Raw genomic sequence first — 17772 nt, 5'->3', positions numbered from 1 at the left:
CAACTATGACGGTTCGTAAGGATCATGGAGAAGCCTAGGCCAGTCGTCCCACGTTGTTAACTGCCCTAGGAACCCCAGCGAAGGGGGGTGGGGGCCGCGTCCAGCGGACCCCGTGCGATGAAAACCCCAATGAAGCCGATGGGCTCCCGAAGTGTCGTCCCCGCGACCGGTCCCGCCGGCCGCGTGCCGTATCCGTCGGTCACGGTCGACCGGAGGGGCCGCGTACTGTCCTGCAACGACGGGGCCGGTGCCCTCCTGGAGAGAGTACGGGCCGGCGCGCTGCTGTCGGACGTGGCACCTTCCTGGCTGGCCGAGGCGCACGCCGACGCCCTGCGCGCCGTCGCGGGAGACGGCCAGACCACGGCCGAAGCGGCAAGGGGCCGCATCGGCGAGGCGACCGTGGACGCGTTCCCCAGCCGCACGGCCGACGGCGCCGTGGCGTGGTGGCTGGTCGACGACCACGACCTGCGTGACGTCCGCGACGAACTGGCCGGCGAGCGGGACCGCTCGCGCGTCCTCCAGGAGATCTCCGGCGAGCTCCTGGCCTCCCTGAACGTCGACCGATGCATGGAGGTGACCGCCCGTATGGCCGCGCAGCATCTTGCGGACGCGGCGGTCATCGTCGGCGTCCGGGCCGGCCGTTTGTACCCCCTGACCCGCTGCGTCACCGGCGGACCGGTGGAGCAGGAGAAGATCGCGGTGGACCCGGAGAGCATGCCGGGCCTCCCGGAGGCCCTCGCGGGCTTTCCGCCCGTGCCCTCGCGCTGGATCGACCCGGCGCTCGTCCCGGACTGGGCCGTCCCGCGCCAGTTCACGCAGGAGGGCGCGGAGATCGGCTCCGTCGTTGTGGTGCCGCTGCCCGGGCACGGCGTACCGGCCGGTGCCATCGTGCTGCTGCGGCAGTCCGCGGAAGCGGCGTTCACCGAGGCCGAGGAGGCCTTCGCCCGGCTCTTCGCCGCCCGCGCCGGAGTGGCACTGTCCTCCGCGCGGATCTACGCCGAGCAGTCGCACATCACCGAAGTCCTGATGCGGGAACTGCTCCCGCCGGTGCTGGCGGGCGTGCACGGTATCGACTTCTCCGGCCGCTACCGCGCGGCCACCGTCACCGAGCGCGTCGGCGGCGACTTCTACGACGTCCACCCCGCCGACAGCGACGACGCGGAGACCTTCGCGGTCCTGGGCGACGTGTGCGGCAAGGGCCTCGAGGCAGCCGTGCTGACCGGCAAGATCCGCAACACGATCGAGGCGCTGCTCCCGTTCGCCGCCGACCACCTCAAACTGCTCACACTGCTGAACAACGCGCTGCTGTCCTCGCACCACACCCGCTTCGCGACCCTCGCCCTGGCCTCCGTCCGGCGGGAGGGGAACCGGCTGCGGCTGCGCGTGTCCAGCGCCGGCCACCCCACGCCGCTGATCCTGCGCGCCGACGGACGGGTCGAGGAGGCGGAGACCAGCGGCGTGCTGATCGGCGCGCTTCCCACCGACCGGCTGAAGATCACCACGGCCGTCGTCGAGCTCGCGCCGGGGGAGACCTGCCTGCTCTACTCCGACGGCATCACCGAGGCCCGCGGCGGCCCGCTCGGCGACGTCCTCTTCGGCGAGGAGCGGCTGCGCCACACGCTCGCCGAGTGCGCCGGACTGCCCGCCGAGGCGGTCACCGAACGGGTGCAGATGGTCGCCACCCAGTGGGCCGACGGCGTCCCGCACGACGACATGGCCCTGCTTTCCATCACCGCGCCCCGCAGAAATCATCTCGCGGCCGTGGACGGACACACTCGGGGCAGGTTCACTCCATGAGCACACAGAGCGACACCCGCACGGACGGGGCGGGCCCCACCCGGGACGAACTGCGCGAGCAGCTGTGGCAGGCCGCGATCGACTGCGACGAGACGCACGCCGTCGCCCTGGTACGCCACGCCGTGGGCCCCGGCACCTCCCGACAGGTGCGGGCTGCGGCGGAGCGGACCCTGCTGGAGCTGATCGCACCGGTGCAGGAACGCGTCGGCAGGGAATGGGCGGCCAACACCATCACCGTGGCGCAGGAACACGCGGCCACCGCGATCAACGAGCGGTGCGTCTCCGCCGTGGCGGACCTGGTCGCCTCCGCACTCGCCGCCGCGGAGCCGCTGGGCCGGGTGACGGTCGCCTGCGTGGACGGCGAATGGCACGCCCTGCCCGCCCGTCTGGTCACCGAGGTGCTGCGCCTGCGCGGCTGGCACGTGGACTATCTGGGCGCGCAGGTGCCGACCGAGCACCTGATCGCCCATCTCCACCAGCGGCCGGCCGACGCCGTCCTGCTCTCCTCGTCGATCCCCTCGCACCTGCCCACCGCCCATACGGCGATCAGCGCCTGCCAGGCGGCCGGTGTGCCGGTCGTCGTCGGCGGCGCCGCGTTCGGTCCCCGGGGCCGCTACGCCGAGCAGATGCAGGCCGCCTGGGCCCCGGACGCCGTCGGCGCCCACACCCTGCTGACGCGCGGTCTCGAACGGCCCACCGCGGACGCGGCCCGCCTGCCCGACCTGGACCTGCCCCACCTCAACGACCAGGAGTACACCCTGGTCAGACAGTCGAAGCGGCAGCTGGTCAAGCAGACGCTCACCGACATCGAGGACGCCTACCCCCCGATGCGCGCCTACACCGCGTACCAGCGCGAGCGCACCGCCGAGGACCTCGACCACATCGTCACCTACCTGGCCACCGCCGTGTACGTCGACGACGCCGAGCTGTTCACGAACTTCATCACCTGGACCGCCGGCATCCTCCAGGCCCGCGGTGTCCCGCCGCAGAGCCTGCTGCCCGCCGTCGGCTCCCTGCGCCACCAACTGAAAGATTTCCCGCGCGCCACCCACATGCTCACCGCGGCGCGCGGTGCCCTGACCGTTCCCGGACCCGGACAGCCCGCATGACCGCCGCCTACGCCTCCTTCCATCTCGCCGTCGCCGGCCTGCGCGACGGCGTCCTCACCCTGGTCCTGGCCGGAGCGCTCGACTACGACACCAGCGACGCCTTCACCCGCCAGGCCGGCCAGGTCCTCGACGAGCACCCCGCGGCACGCGTCCTCCGGCTGGACTGCGCGGGGCTGCTCGGCATCGACTCCATGGGCCTGTCCACCCTGCTCGCCCTGCGCCGCAGACTCGACGGGGCGGGCACGGCCCTGCACCTCACCGCACGGCCCCGGAGCCTGGAGCGATTGCTGACCATCACGGGGACCCTCGAATACCTCATCGGTGAACCGGCGTCACCGCAGACCGAACAGGAGCCGGCGGGCGCCGAGTCCCGGCCGGCTCCGCTGGAGGGCGCGCCCCCACAGCGCGGCGGCTGACCGCACAGACCGGCGCGCGGCACGTTCCGCGCGCCACACGACACCCCCTGAGTACCAGTTCACAGAGGCGGACACATGATCAGCGTGACCGAACACGAACACACCCGCGGCACGGACCCGGAGGACCAGGAGAGCCTGGCCGCCCGTGCCTGCGCGGATCCGTCCTCGATAGCGCCGAAGGACGCACGGGGCGTCGTGCGGGAACTCTTCGACCGGTTCGCCCTGCTCGAGGAGGGCACGGCCGAGTACAGCTATGTGCGCAACGTCCTCATCGAGGTGAACCTCTCCCTCGTGCAGTACGTGGCGGCCCGGTTCAGACACCGCGGGGCGCAGCAGATGGACGACATCACCCAGGTCGGAACGATCGGTCTGATCAAGGCGATCGACCGCTTCGAACTCGCCCGGGAGGTCGAGTTCACCTCCTTCGCCATCCCCTACATCAGCGGCGAGATCAAGCGGTTCTTCCGTGACACCTCCTGGGCCGTGCACGTGCCCCGGCGGCTTCAGGAGGCCCGCCTCGAACTGTCCAGGGCCACCGAGGAGTTGCGCACGCGCCTGGGTCGGCTGCCGTCGACGGCCGAGCTGGCGGAGCTGATGCAGCTGGACCCGGCGGAGGTCGCCGAGGTGCAGAAGGCCGCCAACGGCTACAACGCCGTCTCGCTCGACGCCGCCGTCAGCGGACCCGACGACCAGACGGAGACCCTGCTGGCCGACTTCGTCGGCGTGGACGAGGAGCGCTTCGAACTCGTCGAGAACTTCCACTCGCTGGCCCCGCTCATCGCCGAACTGGGCGACCGTGAACGGCGCCTGATCCATCTGCGCTTCGTCGAGGAACGGACACAGCGGGAGATCGCCGACGAGATCGGCTGCTCGCAGATGCATGTGTCCCGGCTGATCAGTCAGGTGACGGAGCGGCTTCGGGAGGGGCTGATGACCACTCAGTAGGCCCTTCGCGTCCCGGTGGTCACCGCGGGTGGCGAGCTGATCGGCGTAGATGCCGCGAGCGGGGGCAACCGGGGCTCGTGGAGTGGGAAGAACGAGCGAGCTGCTGCGCGGTGGATCCCGACGAGATGTTTCTCGACGGCGCCGCGCAGTCGCATGCCAAGAACATCTGCAAGCCGTGCCCCGTGCGCACCGAGTGCCTTGCCCATGCCCTGGACCAACGCATCCAGTACGGCCTGTGGGGCGGCATGACGGAGCGCGAGCGCCGCGCCCTGCTGCGGCGCCGCCCGGAGGTGGCCTCCTGGGCGCAGCTCCTGGAGACCGCACGGCGCCGGCACGCGCGGGCCGTCGTGCGGGCCTAGCGGTCGTCACCGGCTGGGCCCACACCGTGCACTGGCCCGACCCTTGCCGCATCTATCGAAACTCGATAGATTCCTGCCGTAAATCGATGGAATGGCAGGGGTGGGGTCATGGGCCGGCCGGTCGTACGCGCATTGCGCGCCGTCCTCGTGGTGGTGTTCGCGGGCACCGTGTGCGTGCAGGTGTCGATGGTATGGGCGCTGGCCACCGATCCGGAGGACGGCTCGCTGCCGCTGACCCCGCTGCGCCTGGTCACCATGCTCGGCATGGTGGCCGTGCAGGTCGCCCTCGTCTGCGTGTGGCGGCTGGTGGCGATGGTCCGCCGCGGCACGGTCTTCTCCCACGCCGCCTTCCGGTACGTGAACGGCATGATCGGCGCGATCGTGGCGGCCGCCCTCGTCTGGTTCACGATCACCGCCCTCAACGCGCCGGGCCAGCGCGAGGATCCGGGTGTCACCCTCATCATGGGCGGGGTGGGAGTGGCCATCCTGGGCGTCGCCCTCATCGTCCTCGTGCTGCGCACGCTGCTCGCCCAGGCTGTCGCCCGCGACGGCGAAGCCACGCGGATGCGGGCGGAGTTGGACGGAGTGATCTGATGCCCATCGTCGTCGACATCGACGTGATGCTGGCCCGGCGCAAGATGTCCGTCGGCGACCTCGCGGAGCGCGTGGGCATCACGCCCGCCAACCTGGCGGTGCTCAAGAACGGCCGCGCCAAGGCGGTGCGGTTCGCGACCCTCGCCGCGCTCTGCGAGGCGCTCGACTGCCAGCCCGGCGATCTGCTGCGCTGGGAGCCCGAGGACGTCGCGGCCGACGCCGCCGAGATCGGCGCGGGTGTCCACTGAGTGGTCCGTAGCGATCCACATGATGGACGTGGCTTGTTGTGGACACGCGGTTCGGGTCATCATGCGGCCATGAACCCCGCCCTGGTCTCCCGCCGCCACGTGGATCTGCTGCGTGTCTCGGGGATGCTGTGTCGGGCCGACGCGCTCTGTCGCGCGCACTGTTGCTGACCGCTCCATCGAGCCGCAGCACCCCTTCTCGCCGCTGACCGCACGGGTTTCCCGGGCCGCCGGGTGGGTCTGACGTACCGTCCGACACCTCACCGCCGCGCGGACCGTCGATCGGTGGCATCTCTCCCTTTTCTCCGCTCCGGACTCCCCGTCGAGGTGTGCCCGCATGTCCACCCCTGGCCCCGTTCTGCACTGGTTCCTGCCCACGGGCGGTGACGGCCGCGACCCCGGCGGTGTCACCGCCGTCCAGGGCCGTACCGCCGCCGCGACGCGCCGTACCGCCGATCTCGGCTATCTCGCCCAGGTCGCCCGCGCGGCCGAACGCGCGGGGTTCGCCGGACTGCTGACCCCGGTGGGGCTCGGGTGCGTGGATCCGTGGGTACTCACCCCGGCCGTCGCCGCCGTCACCGAACGCATCCGTTTCCTCGTCGCCTTCCGCGCGGGTCTCGCCCAGCCCACGCTCGTCGCCCAACAGGCCGACACCTTCCGGCGGTTGTTCGGGGACCGCATCGCCCTGAACGTGGTCACCGGCGGCGATCCCGCCGAGCAGCGGGCGTACGGCGACCCGCTGCCCAAGGAGGAGCGCTACGCCCGTACCGGCGAACTCATGCACGTGATCAGGGAGTTGCTGGACGGCAAGCCCGTCGACTTCGCGGGACGCCACGTACGGGTGGAGGGCGCACGGCTCGACGCCCCGGACACGGCGTCGCGCGTCCCGCTCTACTTCGGCGGCGCGTCCGCGGCCGCCGAGGAGGTCGCCGCGCGCCACGCCGAGGTCCAACTCCTGTGGGGCGAACCGCCCGCGGCGATCGCCGAACGCATCGCACGGGTACGGGAGAAGGCCGCGCAGCGGGGCCGTCGGCTGCGGTTCGGGATCCGGCTGCACATCATCACCCGGGACACCGCCGCCGAGGCCTGGGCGGAGGCCGACCGGATCCTCGCCGGGCTCGACCCGGCGGCCGTCCGCGCCTCCCAGGAACGCTTCGCCCGCATGGACTCCACCGGGCAGGCGCGGATGGCCGCCCTGCACGGCGGCTCGGCCGAGCACCTCACCGTGGCGCCCAACCTGTGGGCCGGCATCGGACTCGTCCGCGAGGGCGCCGGGACCGCGCTGGTCGGCTCGCACGACGAGGTCGCCCAGCGGCTCTTCGAGTACCGGCAGCTCGGGATCGACGAGTTCATCCTGTCCGGCTATCCGCACCTGGAGGAGGCCTACCGGGTCGGCGAAGAGGTCGCACCCCGGCTGCGGGCCCTCACCGAGGCGGCGGCGTGACCCTGACCGAGAAGACCGAACACGGCGCCGCACCCGGCATCCGCACCGCGCCGGACGGGCCTGCGAAGCCCCCTCGGCAGCGCACCTGGGCGGCGGCCGCCGCGCTGCGCTGGACCGCCCTGCGCCTGCTCGCCCTCGTCGTGCTCGTCGCCGCCTGGCAGGCCGTGGTCGTCGCGGGCGTCTGGCCGCGGGTCCTCGTCCCGTCACCCGGAGACGTCTGGCACGCGTTCGTCGAGGCGTCGACCGTGCACGACGGGGTGCGTGGCTTCAGCAACCACCTGCTCGTCGAACACCTCGGGGTCTCCCTGCGCCGGATCGGCATCGGCACGGGGTACGCGGCGCTGGCCGGCGTGCCGCTCGGCCTGCTGATCGGCGTGATCAAGCCGGTCGCCGTGATCCTGGAACCCGCCGTCACCTTCCTGCGCACGCTGCCTCCGCTGGCGTACCTCTCGCTCCTGGTCATCTGGTTCGGCATCGACGAGTCCCCGAAGATCTGGCTGCTCGTCATCGCCGCGCTGCCGCCCATCGCGGCCGCCACCGCCGCCGCCGTCCGCGCGGTCCCGGCCGACCTGGTGGAGGCCGCGCGGGCGCTGGGCGCGGGACCCGTGTCACTGCTGCTCTCCGTCCGGCTGCCCGCCGCCCTGCCGGAGATCCTGACCGGCGTGCGGATCGCGGTCGGCATCGCGTACACCTCGGTCGTCGCCGCCGAGACCATCAACGGTGTACCGGGCATCGGAGGCATGATCCGGGACGCGCAGCGCTACAACCAGACCGACGTCGTCATCGCCGGGATCATCGCCATCGGCCTCTCCGGGATCGTCCTCGACGCGCTCTTCAAGGGCGTCGAGCGGCTGGCGGTCCCGTGGCGCGGCCGCACCTGACCTCCGGCCCGTCTCTTCCACCCGTAGTCCCCACGTCCGAAGGAACCGCCATGCCCGCCGCACCTCCCCGCACCGCCCTCCTCGCCGCCGCCGTCGCCCTGGTCGCGCTCACCGCGTCCGCCTGCGGCGACGGCGCCGACGCCGCCGAAGGCGGCGGGAAGACCCAGGTGCGCATCGCCTACCAGGCGATACCCAACGCCGACCTGGTGGTGAAGAACCAGCGGCTCCTGGAGAAGGCGCTCCCGGACGCCGACGTGAAGTGGGTGTAGTTCGAGTCGGGCGGCGATGTGAACACGGCGGTGATCGCCGGAGCCGTGGACCTCGGGCTCGCCGGTTCCAGCCCGGTCACCAAGGGGCTCTCCGCGCCGCTGAACATCCCGTACAAGGTGGTGTGGATCCACGACGTGATCGGCGAGAACGAGGCCCTCGTCGCCAAGAAGGGCATCGGGTCGGTCAAGGCGCTCAAGGGCAAGAAGATCGCCACGCCCTTCGGGTCCACCTCCCACTACTCCCTGCTCGCCGCACTGGAATCGGCCGGCCTGAAGGCGGGCGACGTGACGCTCGTCGACCTCCAGCCGCAGGACGCGCTGGCCGCCTGGCAGCGCGGCGACATCGACGCCGCGTACGTGTGGACACCCGCACTCACCGACCTGGAGAAGGACGGCAAGGTCCTGGTCACCAGCCGGGAGATCGCCGAGCAGGGCAGGCCCACCGCGGACCTCGGCGTGGTCACCACCGCGTTCGCCGCCAAGCATCCGAAGATCGTCGATGCCTGGCTCAGGGCCGAGGACCAGGCCGTCAAGCTGGCCAAGAGCGATCCCGGCAAGGCGGCCACCGCCATCGGCGCGGAACTCAACCTCAGCCCCGCGCAGGCGAAGAAGCAGCTCGCCCAGCTCGTCCTGCTCACCGCCAAGGAGCAGCAGGGCAGCGACTACCTCGGCAAGCCCGGCGCCCCCGGCGCACTCGCCCGGAACCTGCACGACGCGTCCGTCTTCCTCAAGAGCCAGAAGGCCATCGACGCGGTGCCGGACCAGTCCGTCTTCGACCGGGCGCTCGCGGTCAAGGAGCTGTCCCGTGCCGCGCGTTGAGGAAGCCGACGGCGCGGCGCCCGGCTCCGACGTCGAACTGTCCGGGGTCAGCGTCCGCTACGGCACGGCCAAGGCCCCCGTGACCGCCGTCGCCGACGTGTCGCTGACCGTCGGGCCCGGAGAGTTCGTGGTGCTGGTCGGCCCGTCCGGATGCGGCAAGACGACACTGCTGCGCCTGATCGCCGGGTTCGAGCGGCCCGCGGAAGGGTCGGCGGAGGTCCGCCGCAAGGTCGGCGTCGTCTTCCAGCAGCCGCGCCTCTTCCCCTGGCGCACGGTGGGCGGCAACCTCTCCTTCGCGCTGGCCCGGCACGGTGTCGCACGGGCCGAACGGGCCGCCCGCGCCGAGGAGTTGCTGTCCCTGGTGGGGCTGTCCGGGATGGCCGGGCGGCGCACCTGGGAGCTGTCCGGCGGGCAGCAGCAGCGGGTGGCCATCGCGCGGGCGCTCGCCGCCGAACCGCAGATCCTGCTGATGGACGAGCCGTTCGCCGCGCTGGACGCGCTCACCCGCGAACGCCTCCAGGAGGAGGTCAGGACGCTGGCGGCGGTCACGGGGGCGACCGTGGTGTTCGTGACGCACTCGGCCGAGGAGGCCGTCCTGCTCGGCTCCCGCGTCGTGGTGATGGCGGCCGGCCCGGGACGGATCGTCGACGAACTGCCCGTGCCGCTGCCCCGCGCGGCGACGACCGATGTGGCGGCCCTGCGCGGAGACGCGCGGTTCGCCGCGCTGCGGGCCCGGCTGGCGGCCGTCACGCGGGAGGCCGCGGCCTGATCCGCGGGGCAGGGACCTAGGGCGTGTGTCGAAAGTCCTGCCTGCCCCGCGGTGTCTGGCACGCACGCTCGCGGCGTTGCCGAAACGCCCGCATAGCTCCGCTATGAGGGCGCTCCGGCGCCTTGCGATCGCACGCACCAGACACCGCGGGGCCCGCCCTCCGGACGGACGACGGGACTTTCGACACACGCCCTAGGGCGTGTCGCCGCCCGGCTCCTTGCCCAGCACGTACAGCTCCGGGAGGTTGACCACGATCGCCTCCTGGGTGCTGCGGGCGATCACGACGACGGCCTCCTCGTCGGGGCTCGGGTTCTCCTCCCGGTGGGGGACGAACGGCGGTACGAAGATGTAGTCGCCGGGAGCCGTGCGGATGCGGACCTCCTCCGGGGTGCCGGAGGAGTCGTCGAGGAAGACGAACTCCGGGTGTCCCTTCACCACATGGATCGCCGTCTCGGAGGCCCCGTGGTGATGGTTGGAGGACGCGGTGACGGGCGCGACGTGGGTCTGGCCCATCCACAGCCGCTCGGAGCCGACGCTGTCCCCGCTGATCGCGGCGAACCGGCGCATCCCGCCGGTCTGGGCGGTGTCACCGTCGAGCCCGTCGGCACGGATGTGGTGCAGCCGCGCGCTCAGGGGGAGTTCGCCCGACCCGGCCAGGTGCGGGTGGAAGGCGTCGTGTCCGGGGTGCGATGTCATGGGATGAAGTCCTGCTCGTCGAAGGGCGCAACGCAAGATCCTTGGGGCGACCGTAGAGAGCCGGAGAAAAGGATGTCAAGATGTGTCCATTGCTGGCGGCCCGGCTCCGGCGCGTTCCGAGCGGGGCGGGGCGGGCCGCCTGGACCGACGCTTGGGAAGACGGTGACATGCAGATTTCCGCCAGGGTCGACTACGCCGTGCGGGCACTCGCCGAACTGGCCGCCGACAGCGCGCGGCCGTTGACGTGCGAGTCCATCGCCTCGGCGCAGGAGATTCCGTTCCGCTTCCTCAAGTCGGTCTTCCGCGACCTCCGTTCGGCCGGACTCGTGCGCAGCCAGCGCGGCTGCGAGGGCGGCTACTGGCTCGGGCGGGACGCGGCCGAGATCTCCGTCGCGGAGGTGATGACCGCCGTCGACGGCGCGTTCTTCACCGTGCGCGGCCAGCGCCCCGAGACCCTGGGCTATCCCGGCGCCGCGGCCGGTCTCCCGGGGCTGTGGCACGGGGTCGAATCGGCCGCCGAGACGCTGCTCGCCCGCACCACCATCGCGGACCTCGCCCGGCAGGGAGCAGACGGCAAGGCTGTCACCGCATGAGGGCGGGGGAGCCGGCCGACGCCCTGCCCCGGCCCGCGGCGGACGACCCTGAACTCGTCGTCGAAGTCACCGAGTTCACGGATCCCGCCTGCCCGTGGGCGTGGGGCTCCGAGCCGGTCTTCCGGCTGCTGCGGCACGGTCTGGCGCCCCGACTGCGCTGGCGGCGGGTGTTCGGCATCCTCTTCGACGAGGACGACGACCCCGCGCCGGATCCCGACGCCGAGGCGCGCTGGTACGAGGGGTTCGTCGAGGGCGTCGCGGGCCACACCCGCGCGCCGTACGCCGCCCGGCTGCACTGGCTGACCCGGACCAGCTGGCCCGCGTCGGTCGTGGCCAAGGCCGCGGAGGACCAGGGCCGGGAGGTGGCCGACCGCGTGCTGCGCAGACTCCGCGAGACGACCTTCGTCCTGGGCCGCCCCGCCGACTCCCTGGCCGCCGCCGAGGAAGCCGTCCGGGGAGTGCCGGGCCTCGACGTACGCCGGCTCTTCGACGAGCGGTCCCTGGCCGCCGCGCGCGAGGCCGTCCGCGCCGACCGGGCGGAGACCCGCCGCCCGCTGGCCGAGGTGTACGGCCTGCGAGGACCCGGACCCCACCCGGGCCGCGCCAAGGAACTGTCCGACGGGCACCGTTACGCCCTGCCGACGCTCCTTCTCGACGGGCCGGGAGGGCGGATCTGCGTACCGGGATGGCGGCCCCTGAAGGACTACCTCGACGCGGTGTCGACGGCCGCCGGTGCGCCCCTGCGCCTGCCCGCGCCGCTCGGCCCCGACGCCGTGTCGGAGCTCTGGCGCAGCCTCACCGGGCCCGAACTCCGGCTGCTCACCGGGGGATCGGAGCCGCCCGCCGACGCCGTACGGCTCGCGACGGCGAACGGCCCGCTGTGGCTCCACCCCGACGAGGCGGAGCACCACCCGGCGACGAAAGTGCAGGCCGCAGGGGTCTCGGACAATGAGACACCTAAAGGTGTCCATTGACAGCCCGACGGGCGGCCGTGAGGATATGAGCATGCCTTCGACGCATCCCGGCGTGGTCTGCCGTTACGTGGACTTCCGGCGCACCTCCAGCGCACTCTGTCGCTGACCCCTGCGGCCGCCGCCTGCCCCTCCCGGCAGCGCAGGCTCTTGCCGAAGCCGGCCCGACCCGCCCTCTGTTGTGACGGCGCGGACCCGTCTCCGCGTCGCCTTCTCTCGGCCTCCACCTCCTGTGCCCGCGCTCCGCCGTCCGGGCGTTCCATGACCCGCCCGCGCGCCCGTCCGGCGCGGCGCGGTCAGAAAGGTGTGCTCCCATGCCTGCGTTCCGCCTGTCCACCGTCCCCCGACCGCCCTCGGGGCCGTCGTCGTCCCGCCCGCTCGACCGGCGCTCCTTCCTCGGCGTCTCGCTCGCCGCCGGGGCCTCCCTCGCCCTGACCGCCTGCGGCGGACAGTCCACCTCGTCGGCCGGGAGCGGCGGCGGAACCCTCAAGTGGGGCTGGGACCTGCCCACTTCATGGGATCCGGTCACCTCGTCGGCGGGCTGGGACGTGCACTCCCTCTCCCTCGTCTACGCCGCCCTCACCCAGCTCGATCCGCAGGGCAACGCCGTGCCCGCGCTCGCCAAGGCGTGGACCTACAACGACGACGGGACGGTGGTCACCTTCACGCTCCGGTCCGGGGCGACGTTCGGCGACGGCAGCCCGGTCGATGCCACGGCCGTGAAGAAGAGCCTCGAACGCGGCCGCGACGACGCGAAGTCCCTCGTGGCCTCCCAGCTGACCGGCGTGAAGAAGATCAGCGCCCTGGACGCCCACACCGTCGAACTCCGCCTGGCCGCACCCGACTTCCAGATACCCGCCCTGCTCGCGGGCAAGACCGGGATGATCGTCAATCCGAAGGTCTTCGCGAAGGACCCCACGAGCCTGGCCACGAAACCGGCCGGCGCCGGACCGTACACACTCGTCTCCTACGTGGAGAACTCCAAGGCCGTCCTCAAGCGCAACCCCGCCTACTGGGACGCCAAGAAGACAAAGATCGAGAACTTCGAGCTGTATCCGCTCCCGGAGCCCTCCACCGTCGTCGCGGCCCTCAAGTCCGGCCAGTACAACGTCGCCCAGATCCCCGGCAGCCAGGTCAAGGCGGCCCGCGCGGCCGGGCTCAAGGTGCAGGTCATCCCGTCCATGGTGGTGGCCGTCCTCGATGTGCACAACGGCCGCGAGCCCTTCACCGACCCGGACGTCGTCCTCGCCCTGAAGTACGCCATCGACCGCGAGGAACTGCTGAAGACGGCCTCCTTCGGCTACGGCGAGACCACCCGCCAGCCCTTCCCCAAGGGCTACGCGGGCTACGACCCCGAGCTGGACAAGCTCTTCCCCTACGACCCGAAGAAGGCCAGGGAACTGCTCGCGAAGGCCGGGCACGCCGACGGGCTGAAGCTCAAGATCACCACGCAGAAGGCGGAAGGCGTCCCGGAACTGATCCAGGCCCAGCTGAAGAAGGTCGGCATCACCGCCACCATCGACACGATCCCCGCCGACCAGGCGACGCAGATCGTCTACATCCAGCGCGCCAAGGCGCTCAACGTCGACCAGTTCGCCGGACGCGACTCCGCCACCCAGGCCTTCCAGGTGCTGTTCGGCAAGGAGGGCCTGATGAACCCCGGGCGCACCACGACACCCGCACTGGAGAAGGCCCTCGACGTCGTCCGCCGCACCCCGCTGGACTCGGCCGACTATCCCGAGGCGCTCCAGAAGGCGACGGGCATCGCGGTACGGGACATGCCGAACGTGTTCCTGTACACCGTCCCGCGCATCCTCGCCCGCAACCCCGCGGTCTCCGAGATCCCCGCCTACACCGTCGTCCAGCGCTTCGACGGGGTGACCGTCGGATGAGCGCGCCCGCCGTCGGCTCCCGGCGGGCCCGGCCGCTCGGCCGGCTCGCCGCGGCGCCCCGCTCCCTCGGCCGGACCGCCGTCACCACGGTCACCGTCTTCCTCCTCGCCTCGCTGCTGACCTTCGCGCTCGGTGCGCTCTCACAGGCCAACCCCGCCGCGGCCGTCCTCGGCGACCTCGCCACACCGGCCGACATCGCGCGCATGGAGGCGCAGTTCGGCCTCGACCGCCCGCTGCCCGTCCAGTACGTCAGCTGGCTCGGCCACGCGCTCACCGGCGATCTCGGCGTCTCCTGGTTCACCGGGGTGCCGGTGGCGGACAGCATCGCCCAGGCCCTCCCCGTCGACCTGTCCATCGCCGGGCTCGCGCTGCTGCTCGCCGTGGTCATCGGCGGCGGCGCCGGTATCGCGGCCGCGCTGCACGCCGGCGGGCGCGTCGACCGGGCCGTCACCCTCGTCTGCTCGGTGCTCGCGACGCTGCCGCCGTTCCTCATCGGCATCGTCCTGATCGTCGTCTTCGCCGTCCAGTTCGGCGCGCTGCCCACCGGCGGCTACGAGCCGCTGAACGCGGGCGCCGGCCCCTGGCTGCGCTACGCGATCCTGCCCGCCTTCGCGCTCAGCCTGGACGCCGCCGCATCCCTCGCCCGGCAACTGCGCACCTCCCTGGTCGGGGCGTTGCGCGAGAACTACGTCATCGGTGCCGAGATGCGCGGATTCTCCGCCCGGCGGGTGCTGTTCGGCCACGTCCTGCGCAACGCGGCCGGGCCCGCCCTCACCGTCCTCGGGATGAGCGTGCCGGTCATCCTCGGCGGTGCCGTCGTCACCGAGAAGATCTTCAACCTGCCGGGGATCGCGCAGCTGTCCCTCCAGGCCGCCGAACGGCACGACATCCCCGTCGTGCAGGGCACGCTCCTGGTCACCGTCGCCGTCGTGCTCGTCGCCAACATCGCGGTCAACGCGGCGCTCGGCGCGCTCAACCCGGCCGCCCGCAGGGACGGGCGCTCCGCACGCAAGGGGGAGACCGCATGAGGGTGCTCCGGATCACCTGGCGGCAGCGATCGGCCAAGGCCGCCCTCGCCGTGCTCGCCGTGGTGGCGGTGCTCGCCGTCGCGGGCGGCGCGCTCGCGCCGGCCGACCCGCTGACGCAGCACCCCGCCGACATGCTCCAAGGGCCCAGCGCCGCACACCTGTTGGGCACCGACTACCTCGGCCGGGACGTCCTGAGCCGGGTCGTGTCCGGGACGGGTCTCTCGATCGGCGGCGCCCTGGAGGCCGTCGGCGCCGCCCTGCTGGTCGGCGTCCTTCCGGGGCTCGCGTCCGTCTGGCTCGGCCCGGCCGTGGAATGGACCACCCAGCGGGCCGCCGACACGCTGATGATCATGCCGTTCACGGTCTTCGCGATCGCCGTCGTCGGCGCCCTCGGCAACGGTGTGCACCAGGCCATGCTGGCCCTCGGCATCCTCTTCGCCCCGCTGTACTTCCGCGTCACCCGGGCCGCCGCACTCGGCCTGAAGCAGGCGCAGTACGTGGAGGCCGCCGAGCTGATGGGCGCCTCCCGCCGGTGGATCCTGCGCACCCACGTCTGGGGCAAGATCCTGCCGACGATCGCGGTGACCACCGCGCAGGTCGCGGGGCAGGCGCTGCTGGTCGTCTCCTCGCTCACCTTCCTCGGCCTCGGCGTCAAGGCGCCCGCGCCGACGTGGGGCGGGATGCTCGCCTCCGACCTCGGCTACCTCGCCCAGCAGCCGTGGGCGCCGCTCGTCCCCGGCGCCGCGATCATGATCACCGTCGGCGCGCTCAACCTGCTCGCGGACGCGATCCGCGACGGCGGGGCGCGGCCGGTGGCCCTCACCTCCGCGACCCCCGTGCGTCCGGCGCCCGCGAAGCCCGCCGCCGAGCCGGCGGTCCGTGTCGTGGAGTCCCGGCAGACCGAGGAGGCCGAGCGCCGTGTCACCACTGGCTGAACCCACCGCAGCGGAGGCGGTTGCCCCCGTCCTCACCGTCGAGGGCCTCGACGTCACCGTCGGCCCCTCCGTCACCGCCGTGCGGGACGTGTCCTTCACCCTGGAGCGCGGCCAGGCGGTCGGCCTGGTGGGGGAGTCGGGCAGCGGCAAGAGCCTGACCTGCCGGTCCGTCCTCGGGGTCCTGCCGCACGGATGCGAGGTCGCCGCCGGACGGGCGACGCTCTCCGGGGACGCCACCGACCTGACGGCCCTCACCCGCCGCGAATGGAACGCCGTACGCGGCCGGCGCGTCGGAGCCGTCTTCCAGGACCCCGCCTCGTACCTGAACCCCTCGCTCACCGTGGGCAGACAGCTCGCCGAACAGCTGCGGGTGGGGCGCGGCCTCGGCCGGTCCGCCGCACGGCGGCGCGCCGTCGAACTGTTCGCGGCGGTGGGACTGCACCGGCCCGGCGAACTGTTCCACCAGTATCCGCACGAACTGTCCGGAGGCATGCTCCAGCGGGTCCTCATCGCCATCGCGGTCTCCTGCGAGCCGGAACTCCTCATCGCCGACGAGGCGACCACCGCACTGGACGTCGTCATCCAGGCGGAGATCCTCGAACTGCTGCGGACCCTGCGGGCCGAACGCGGTCTCGCACTCCTCCTCGTCACCCACGACCTGGCCGTCGTCGCCGAGGCCTGCGACCGCGTGATCGTCATGTACGCGGGCGAGATCGTCGAGGACGGCCCGACCGCCGAGGTGCTGGCCGCGCCCGCGCACCCGTACACCGAAGCGCTGCTGCGGGTGGCGTCCCTCGGCGACTGGGGACGCAGGGAACTCGACACGATCCCCGGCCGGCCGCCCGAGACGGGCGCCGACCTGCCGGGCTGCCGGTTCGCCGAGCGCTGCGCCCACGCGACCCGCGAGTGCGTCGACGGGCCCGTCGTCCTGCGCACTCTCGGCAGCGGCCGCCGCACCCGCTGCGTCCGCCCCGCGAGCACCACCGCACCGGAAGGAGCCACCCGGTGACCATCACGCCCGAACCACCCCTGCTGGAACTCGGCGGCCTCGACGTGTCCTTCGGGCGCCGGGGCGCCGTCCGCGCGGCCGCCCGGCGCACCCGGGTCCTCACCGGCATCGAACTCGACGTCCGGGCGGGGGAGATCGTCGGCGTCATCGGCGAGACCGGCTCCGGCAAGACCACCCTGGCCCGGGCCGCCGTCGGACTGGTGCGGCCCGACGCGGGCGCCGTGCGCTTCGGCGGACGGGAGCTGACCGGACTCGACCGGCGCGCGCTGCGCGCGTTCCGGCGCTCCGGCCAGGTCCAGTACATGTTCCAGGACCCGCTGCGCTCGCAGGACCCGGAACTGACGGTCCACCAGATCGTCACCGAGCCCCTGACGGTGGCGGGAACGCTCACCCGGCAGGAGCGGGCCGTGCGCGCCGATGAAGCGCTGGCGCTCGTCGGGCTGGACGCCGGCCAGATCAGGGACCGCGTACCCGCCCAGCTCTCCGGGGGCCAGCGGCAGCGCGTCTCGCTCGCCCGGGCCATCGTCACCCGGCCCCGGCTGCTGTTCAGCGACGAACCCGTCAGCGCCCTCGACGCCTCCAACCGCAACCTCGTCCTCGCCCTCCTCGACCGGCTCCGCCGGGAACTGGGCCTCGCCGTCGTGGTCATCTCCCACGACCTGTCCTCCCTCGCCGGCATCGCCGACCGGGTCGCCGTCCTCTACCGGGGACGCCTCGTCGAACAGGGCCCCATCGGCGCCGTCCTCGAGCGTCCGCGCCACCCGTACACGGCCCTCCTCACCGCCTCCGCCCCCAGCGTCCGCGCCGAACACCGGCTGCTTCCGGCCCAGGTGCGGGCGCCGGGTGACCGAGAGCCCTGGCCGGACGGCACCGGCTGCGTGTTCGCCCCGCGCTGCCGGTTCGCCGACGACACCTGCCGTACGGAGCCCGGCACGGTCCGGACCGACGAGCGCACCGTCGCCTGCCACCACGCCGAGACCTGGCGCGACCGCATCGACTGA

At 72.7% G+C, this 17772-nt stretch carries 19 protein-coding genes and 1 pseudogene; 19 read left to right on the top strand and 1 reads right to left on the bottom strand.

Going from position 1 to position 17772, the window contains the following annotated elements; genetic code table 11:
- The first annotated feature begins 138 nt into the window (after positions 1 to 138).
- The 12 genes and pseudogenes from ABT127_RS10875 to ABT127_RS10815 all read left to right on the top strand — a co-directional run bounded on the left by ABT127_RS10875 (position 139) and on the right by ABT127_RS10815 (position 9647).
- Positions 139 to 1797 carry a PP2C family protein-serine/threonine phosphatase gene (locus ABT127_RS10875; RefSeq protein WP_351446944.1) on the top strand — a complete coding sequence of 553 codons (1659 nt, stop codon included), beginning with the start codon at positions 139 to 141 and terminating at the stop codon, positions 1795 to 1797.
- On the top strand, positions 1794 to 2906 hold the full coding sequence (locus ABT127_RS10870) for a cobalamin B12-binding domain-containing protein (protein WP_351446941.1): 1113 nt from the start codon (positions 1794 to 1796) through the stop codon (positions 2904 to 2906). The genes ABT127_RS10875 and ABT127_RS10870 overlap by 4 nt, the downstream gene beginning before the upstream one ends.
- Complete coding sequence (locus tag ABT127_RS10865; RefSeq protein WP_351446938.1) at positions 2903 to 3322, top strand: STAS domain-containing protein; 420 nt, start codon at positions 2903 to 2905, stop codon at positions 3320 to 3322. The genes ABT127_RS10870 and ABT127_RS10865 overlap by 4 nt, the downstream gene beginning before the upstream one ends.
- A 75-nt stretch (positions 3323 to 3397) precedes the next feature.
- Entirely contained in the window at positions 3398 to 4267 is an 870-nt protein-coding gene (locus ABT127_RS10860) for a SigB/SigF/SigG family RNA polymerase sigma factor (RefSeq protein ID WP_351446936.1), read from the top strand.
- Positions 4268 to 4344: 77 nt separating this feature from the next.
- A complete protein-coding gene (locus ABT127_RS10855) occupies positions 4345 to 4626 on the top strand; it encodes a WhiB family transcriptional regulator (protein ID WP_351446933.1) in 282 nt (93 codons plus the stop codon).
- A 108-nt stretch (positions 4627 to 4734) separates the two neighbouring features.
- The gene (locus tag ABT127_RS10850; protein WP_351446930.1) at positions 4735 to 5220 is read left to right on the top strand and encodes a DUF2975 domain-containing protein; all 486 of its coding nucleotides are present in this window, start codon (positions 4735 to 4737) and stop codon (positions 5218 to 5220) included.
- Positions 5220 to 5468 carry a helix-turn-helix domain-containing protein gene (locus ABT127_RS10845; protein ID WP_351446928.1) on the top strand — a complete coding sequence of 83 codons (249 nt, stop codon included), beginning with the start codon at positions 5220 to 5222 and terminating at the stop codon, positions 5466 to 5468. The genes ABT127_RS10850 and ABT127_RS10845 overlap by 1 nt, the downstream gene beginning before the upstream one ends.
- Positions 5469 to 5537: 69 nt before the next feature.
- Positions 5538 to 5636, top strand: a complete 99-nt coding sequence (locus tag ABT127_RS10840; protein WP_351446925.1) for a putative leader peptide — start codon at positions 5538 to 5540, stop codon at positions 5634 to 5636.
- 166 nt (positions 5637 to 5802) lie between these two features.
- Positions 5803 to 6909, top strand: a complete 1107-nt coding sequence (locus ABT127_RS10835) for an LLM class flavin-dependent oxidoreductase (protein ID WP_351446922.1) — start codon at positions 5803 to 5805, stop codon at positions 6907 to 6909.
- Positions 6906 to 7790, top strand: a complete 885-nt coding sequence (locus ABT127_RS10830; RefSeq protein WP_351446920.1) for an ABC transporter permease — start codon at positions 6906 to 6908, stop codon at positions 7788 to 7790. Before ABT127_RS10835 ends, ABT127_RS10830 begins: the two co-directional genes overlap by 4 nt.
- Before the next feature lie 50 nt (positions 7791 to 7840).
- Positions 7841 to 8878, top strand: a pseudogene (locus ABT127_RS10820) (taurine ABC transporter substrate-binding protein).
- Positions 8865 to 9647, top strand: coding sequence for an ABC transporter ATP-binding protein (locus ABT127_RS10815; RefSeq protein WP_351446913.1), 783 nt, complete (start codon positions 8865 to 8867; stop codon positions 9645 to 9647). The pseudogene ABT127_RS10820 and the gene ABT127_RS10815 overlap by 14 nt, the downstream one beginning before the upstream one ends.
- Positions 9648 to 9839: 192 nt before the next feature.
- On the opposite strand, the gene ABT127_RS10810 is transcribed toward ABT127_RS10815, so the two are convergent.
- Positions 9840 to 10343: a cupin domain-containing protein gene (locus ABT127_RS10810; RefSeq protein WP_351446910.1), complete on the bottom strand. Its 504-nt coding sequence runs from the start codon at positions 10341 to 10343 to the stop codon at positions 9840 to 9842.
- A 167-nt stretch (positions 10344 to 10510) separates the two neighbouring features.
- Here ABT127_RS10810 and ABT127_RS10805 point away from each other — a divergent pair, with 167 nt between their 5' ends.
- The 7 genes from ABT127_RS10805 (at position 10511) to ABT127_RS10775 (ending at position 17772) form a co-directional block, all read left to right on the top strand.
- Positions 10511 to 10936 carry an RrF2 family transcriptional regulator gene (locus tag ABT127_RS10805; protein WP_351446907.1) on the top strand — a complete coding sequence of 142 codons (426 nt, stop codon included), beginning with the start codon at positions 10511 to 10513 and terminating at the stop codon, positions 10934 to 10936.
- Positions 10933 to 11910 (top strand): DsbA family oxidoreductase, encoded by a 978-nt coding sequence (locus ABT127_RS10800; RefSeq protein WP_351446904.1) that lies wholly within the window; start codon positions 10933 to 10935, stop codon positions 11908 to 11910. The genes ABT127_RS10805 and ABT127_RS10800 overlap by 4 nt, the downstream gene beginning before the upstream one ends.
- A 311-nt stretch (positions 11911 to 12221) precedes the next feature.
- On the top strand, positions 12222 to 13799 hold the full coding sequence (locus tag ABT127_RS10795; RefSeq protein ID WP_351446901.1) for an ABC transporter substrate-binding protein: 1578 nt from the start codon (positions 12222 to 12224) through the stop codon (positions 13797 to 13799).
- Positions 13796 to 14827 carry an ABC transporter permease gene (locus tag ABT127_RS10790; RefSeq protein ID WP_351446898.1) on the top strand — a complete coding sequence of 344 codons (1032 nt, stop codon included), beginning with the start codon at positions 13796 to 13798 and terminating at the stop codon, positions 14825 to 14827. The genes ABT127_RS10795 and ABT127_RS10790 overlap by 4 nt, the downstream gene beginning before the upstream one ends.
- Positions 14824 to 15762 (top strand): ABC transporter permease, encoded by a 939-nt coding sequence (locus ABT127_RS10785; RefSeq protein WP_351446895.1) that lies wholly within the window; start codon positions 14824 to 14826, stop codon positions 15760 to 15762. Before ABT127_RS10790 ends, ABT127_RS10785 begins: the two co-directional genes overlap by 4 nt.
- Positions 15746 to 16771 (top strand): ABC transporter ATP-binding protein, encoded by a 1026-nt coding sequence (locus ABT127_RS10780; protein ID WP_351446892.1) that lies wholly within the window; start codon positions 15746 to 15748, stop codon positions 16769 to 16771. The genes ABT127_RS10785 and ABT127_RS10780 overlap by 17 nt, the downstream gene beginning before the upstream one ends.
- The gene (locus tag ABT127_RS10775) at positions 16768 to 17772 is read left to right on the top strand and encodes an ABC transporter ATP-binding protein (RefSeq protein ID WP_351446889.1); all 1005 of its coding nucleotides are present in this window, start codon (positions 16768 to 16770) and stop codon (positions 17770 to 17772) included. Before ABT127_RS10780 ends, ABT127_RS10775 begins: the two co-directional genes overlap by 4 nt.

The sequence above is a fragment of the Streptomyces sp. NPDC001904 genome (genome assembly GCF_040297005.1).
GTDB lineage: Bacteria > Actinomycetota > Actinomycetes > Streptomycetales > Streptomycetaceae > Streptomyces.
The sequence above is the reverse complement of the archived record's forward strand: the minus strand, read 5'-3'. Positions and strand labels throughout refer to the sequence as shown.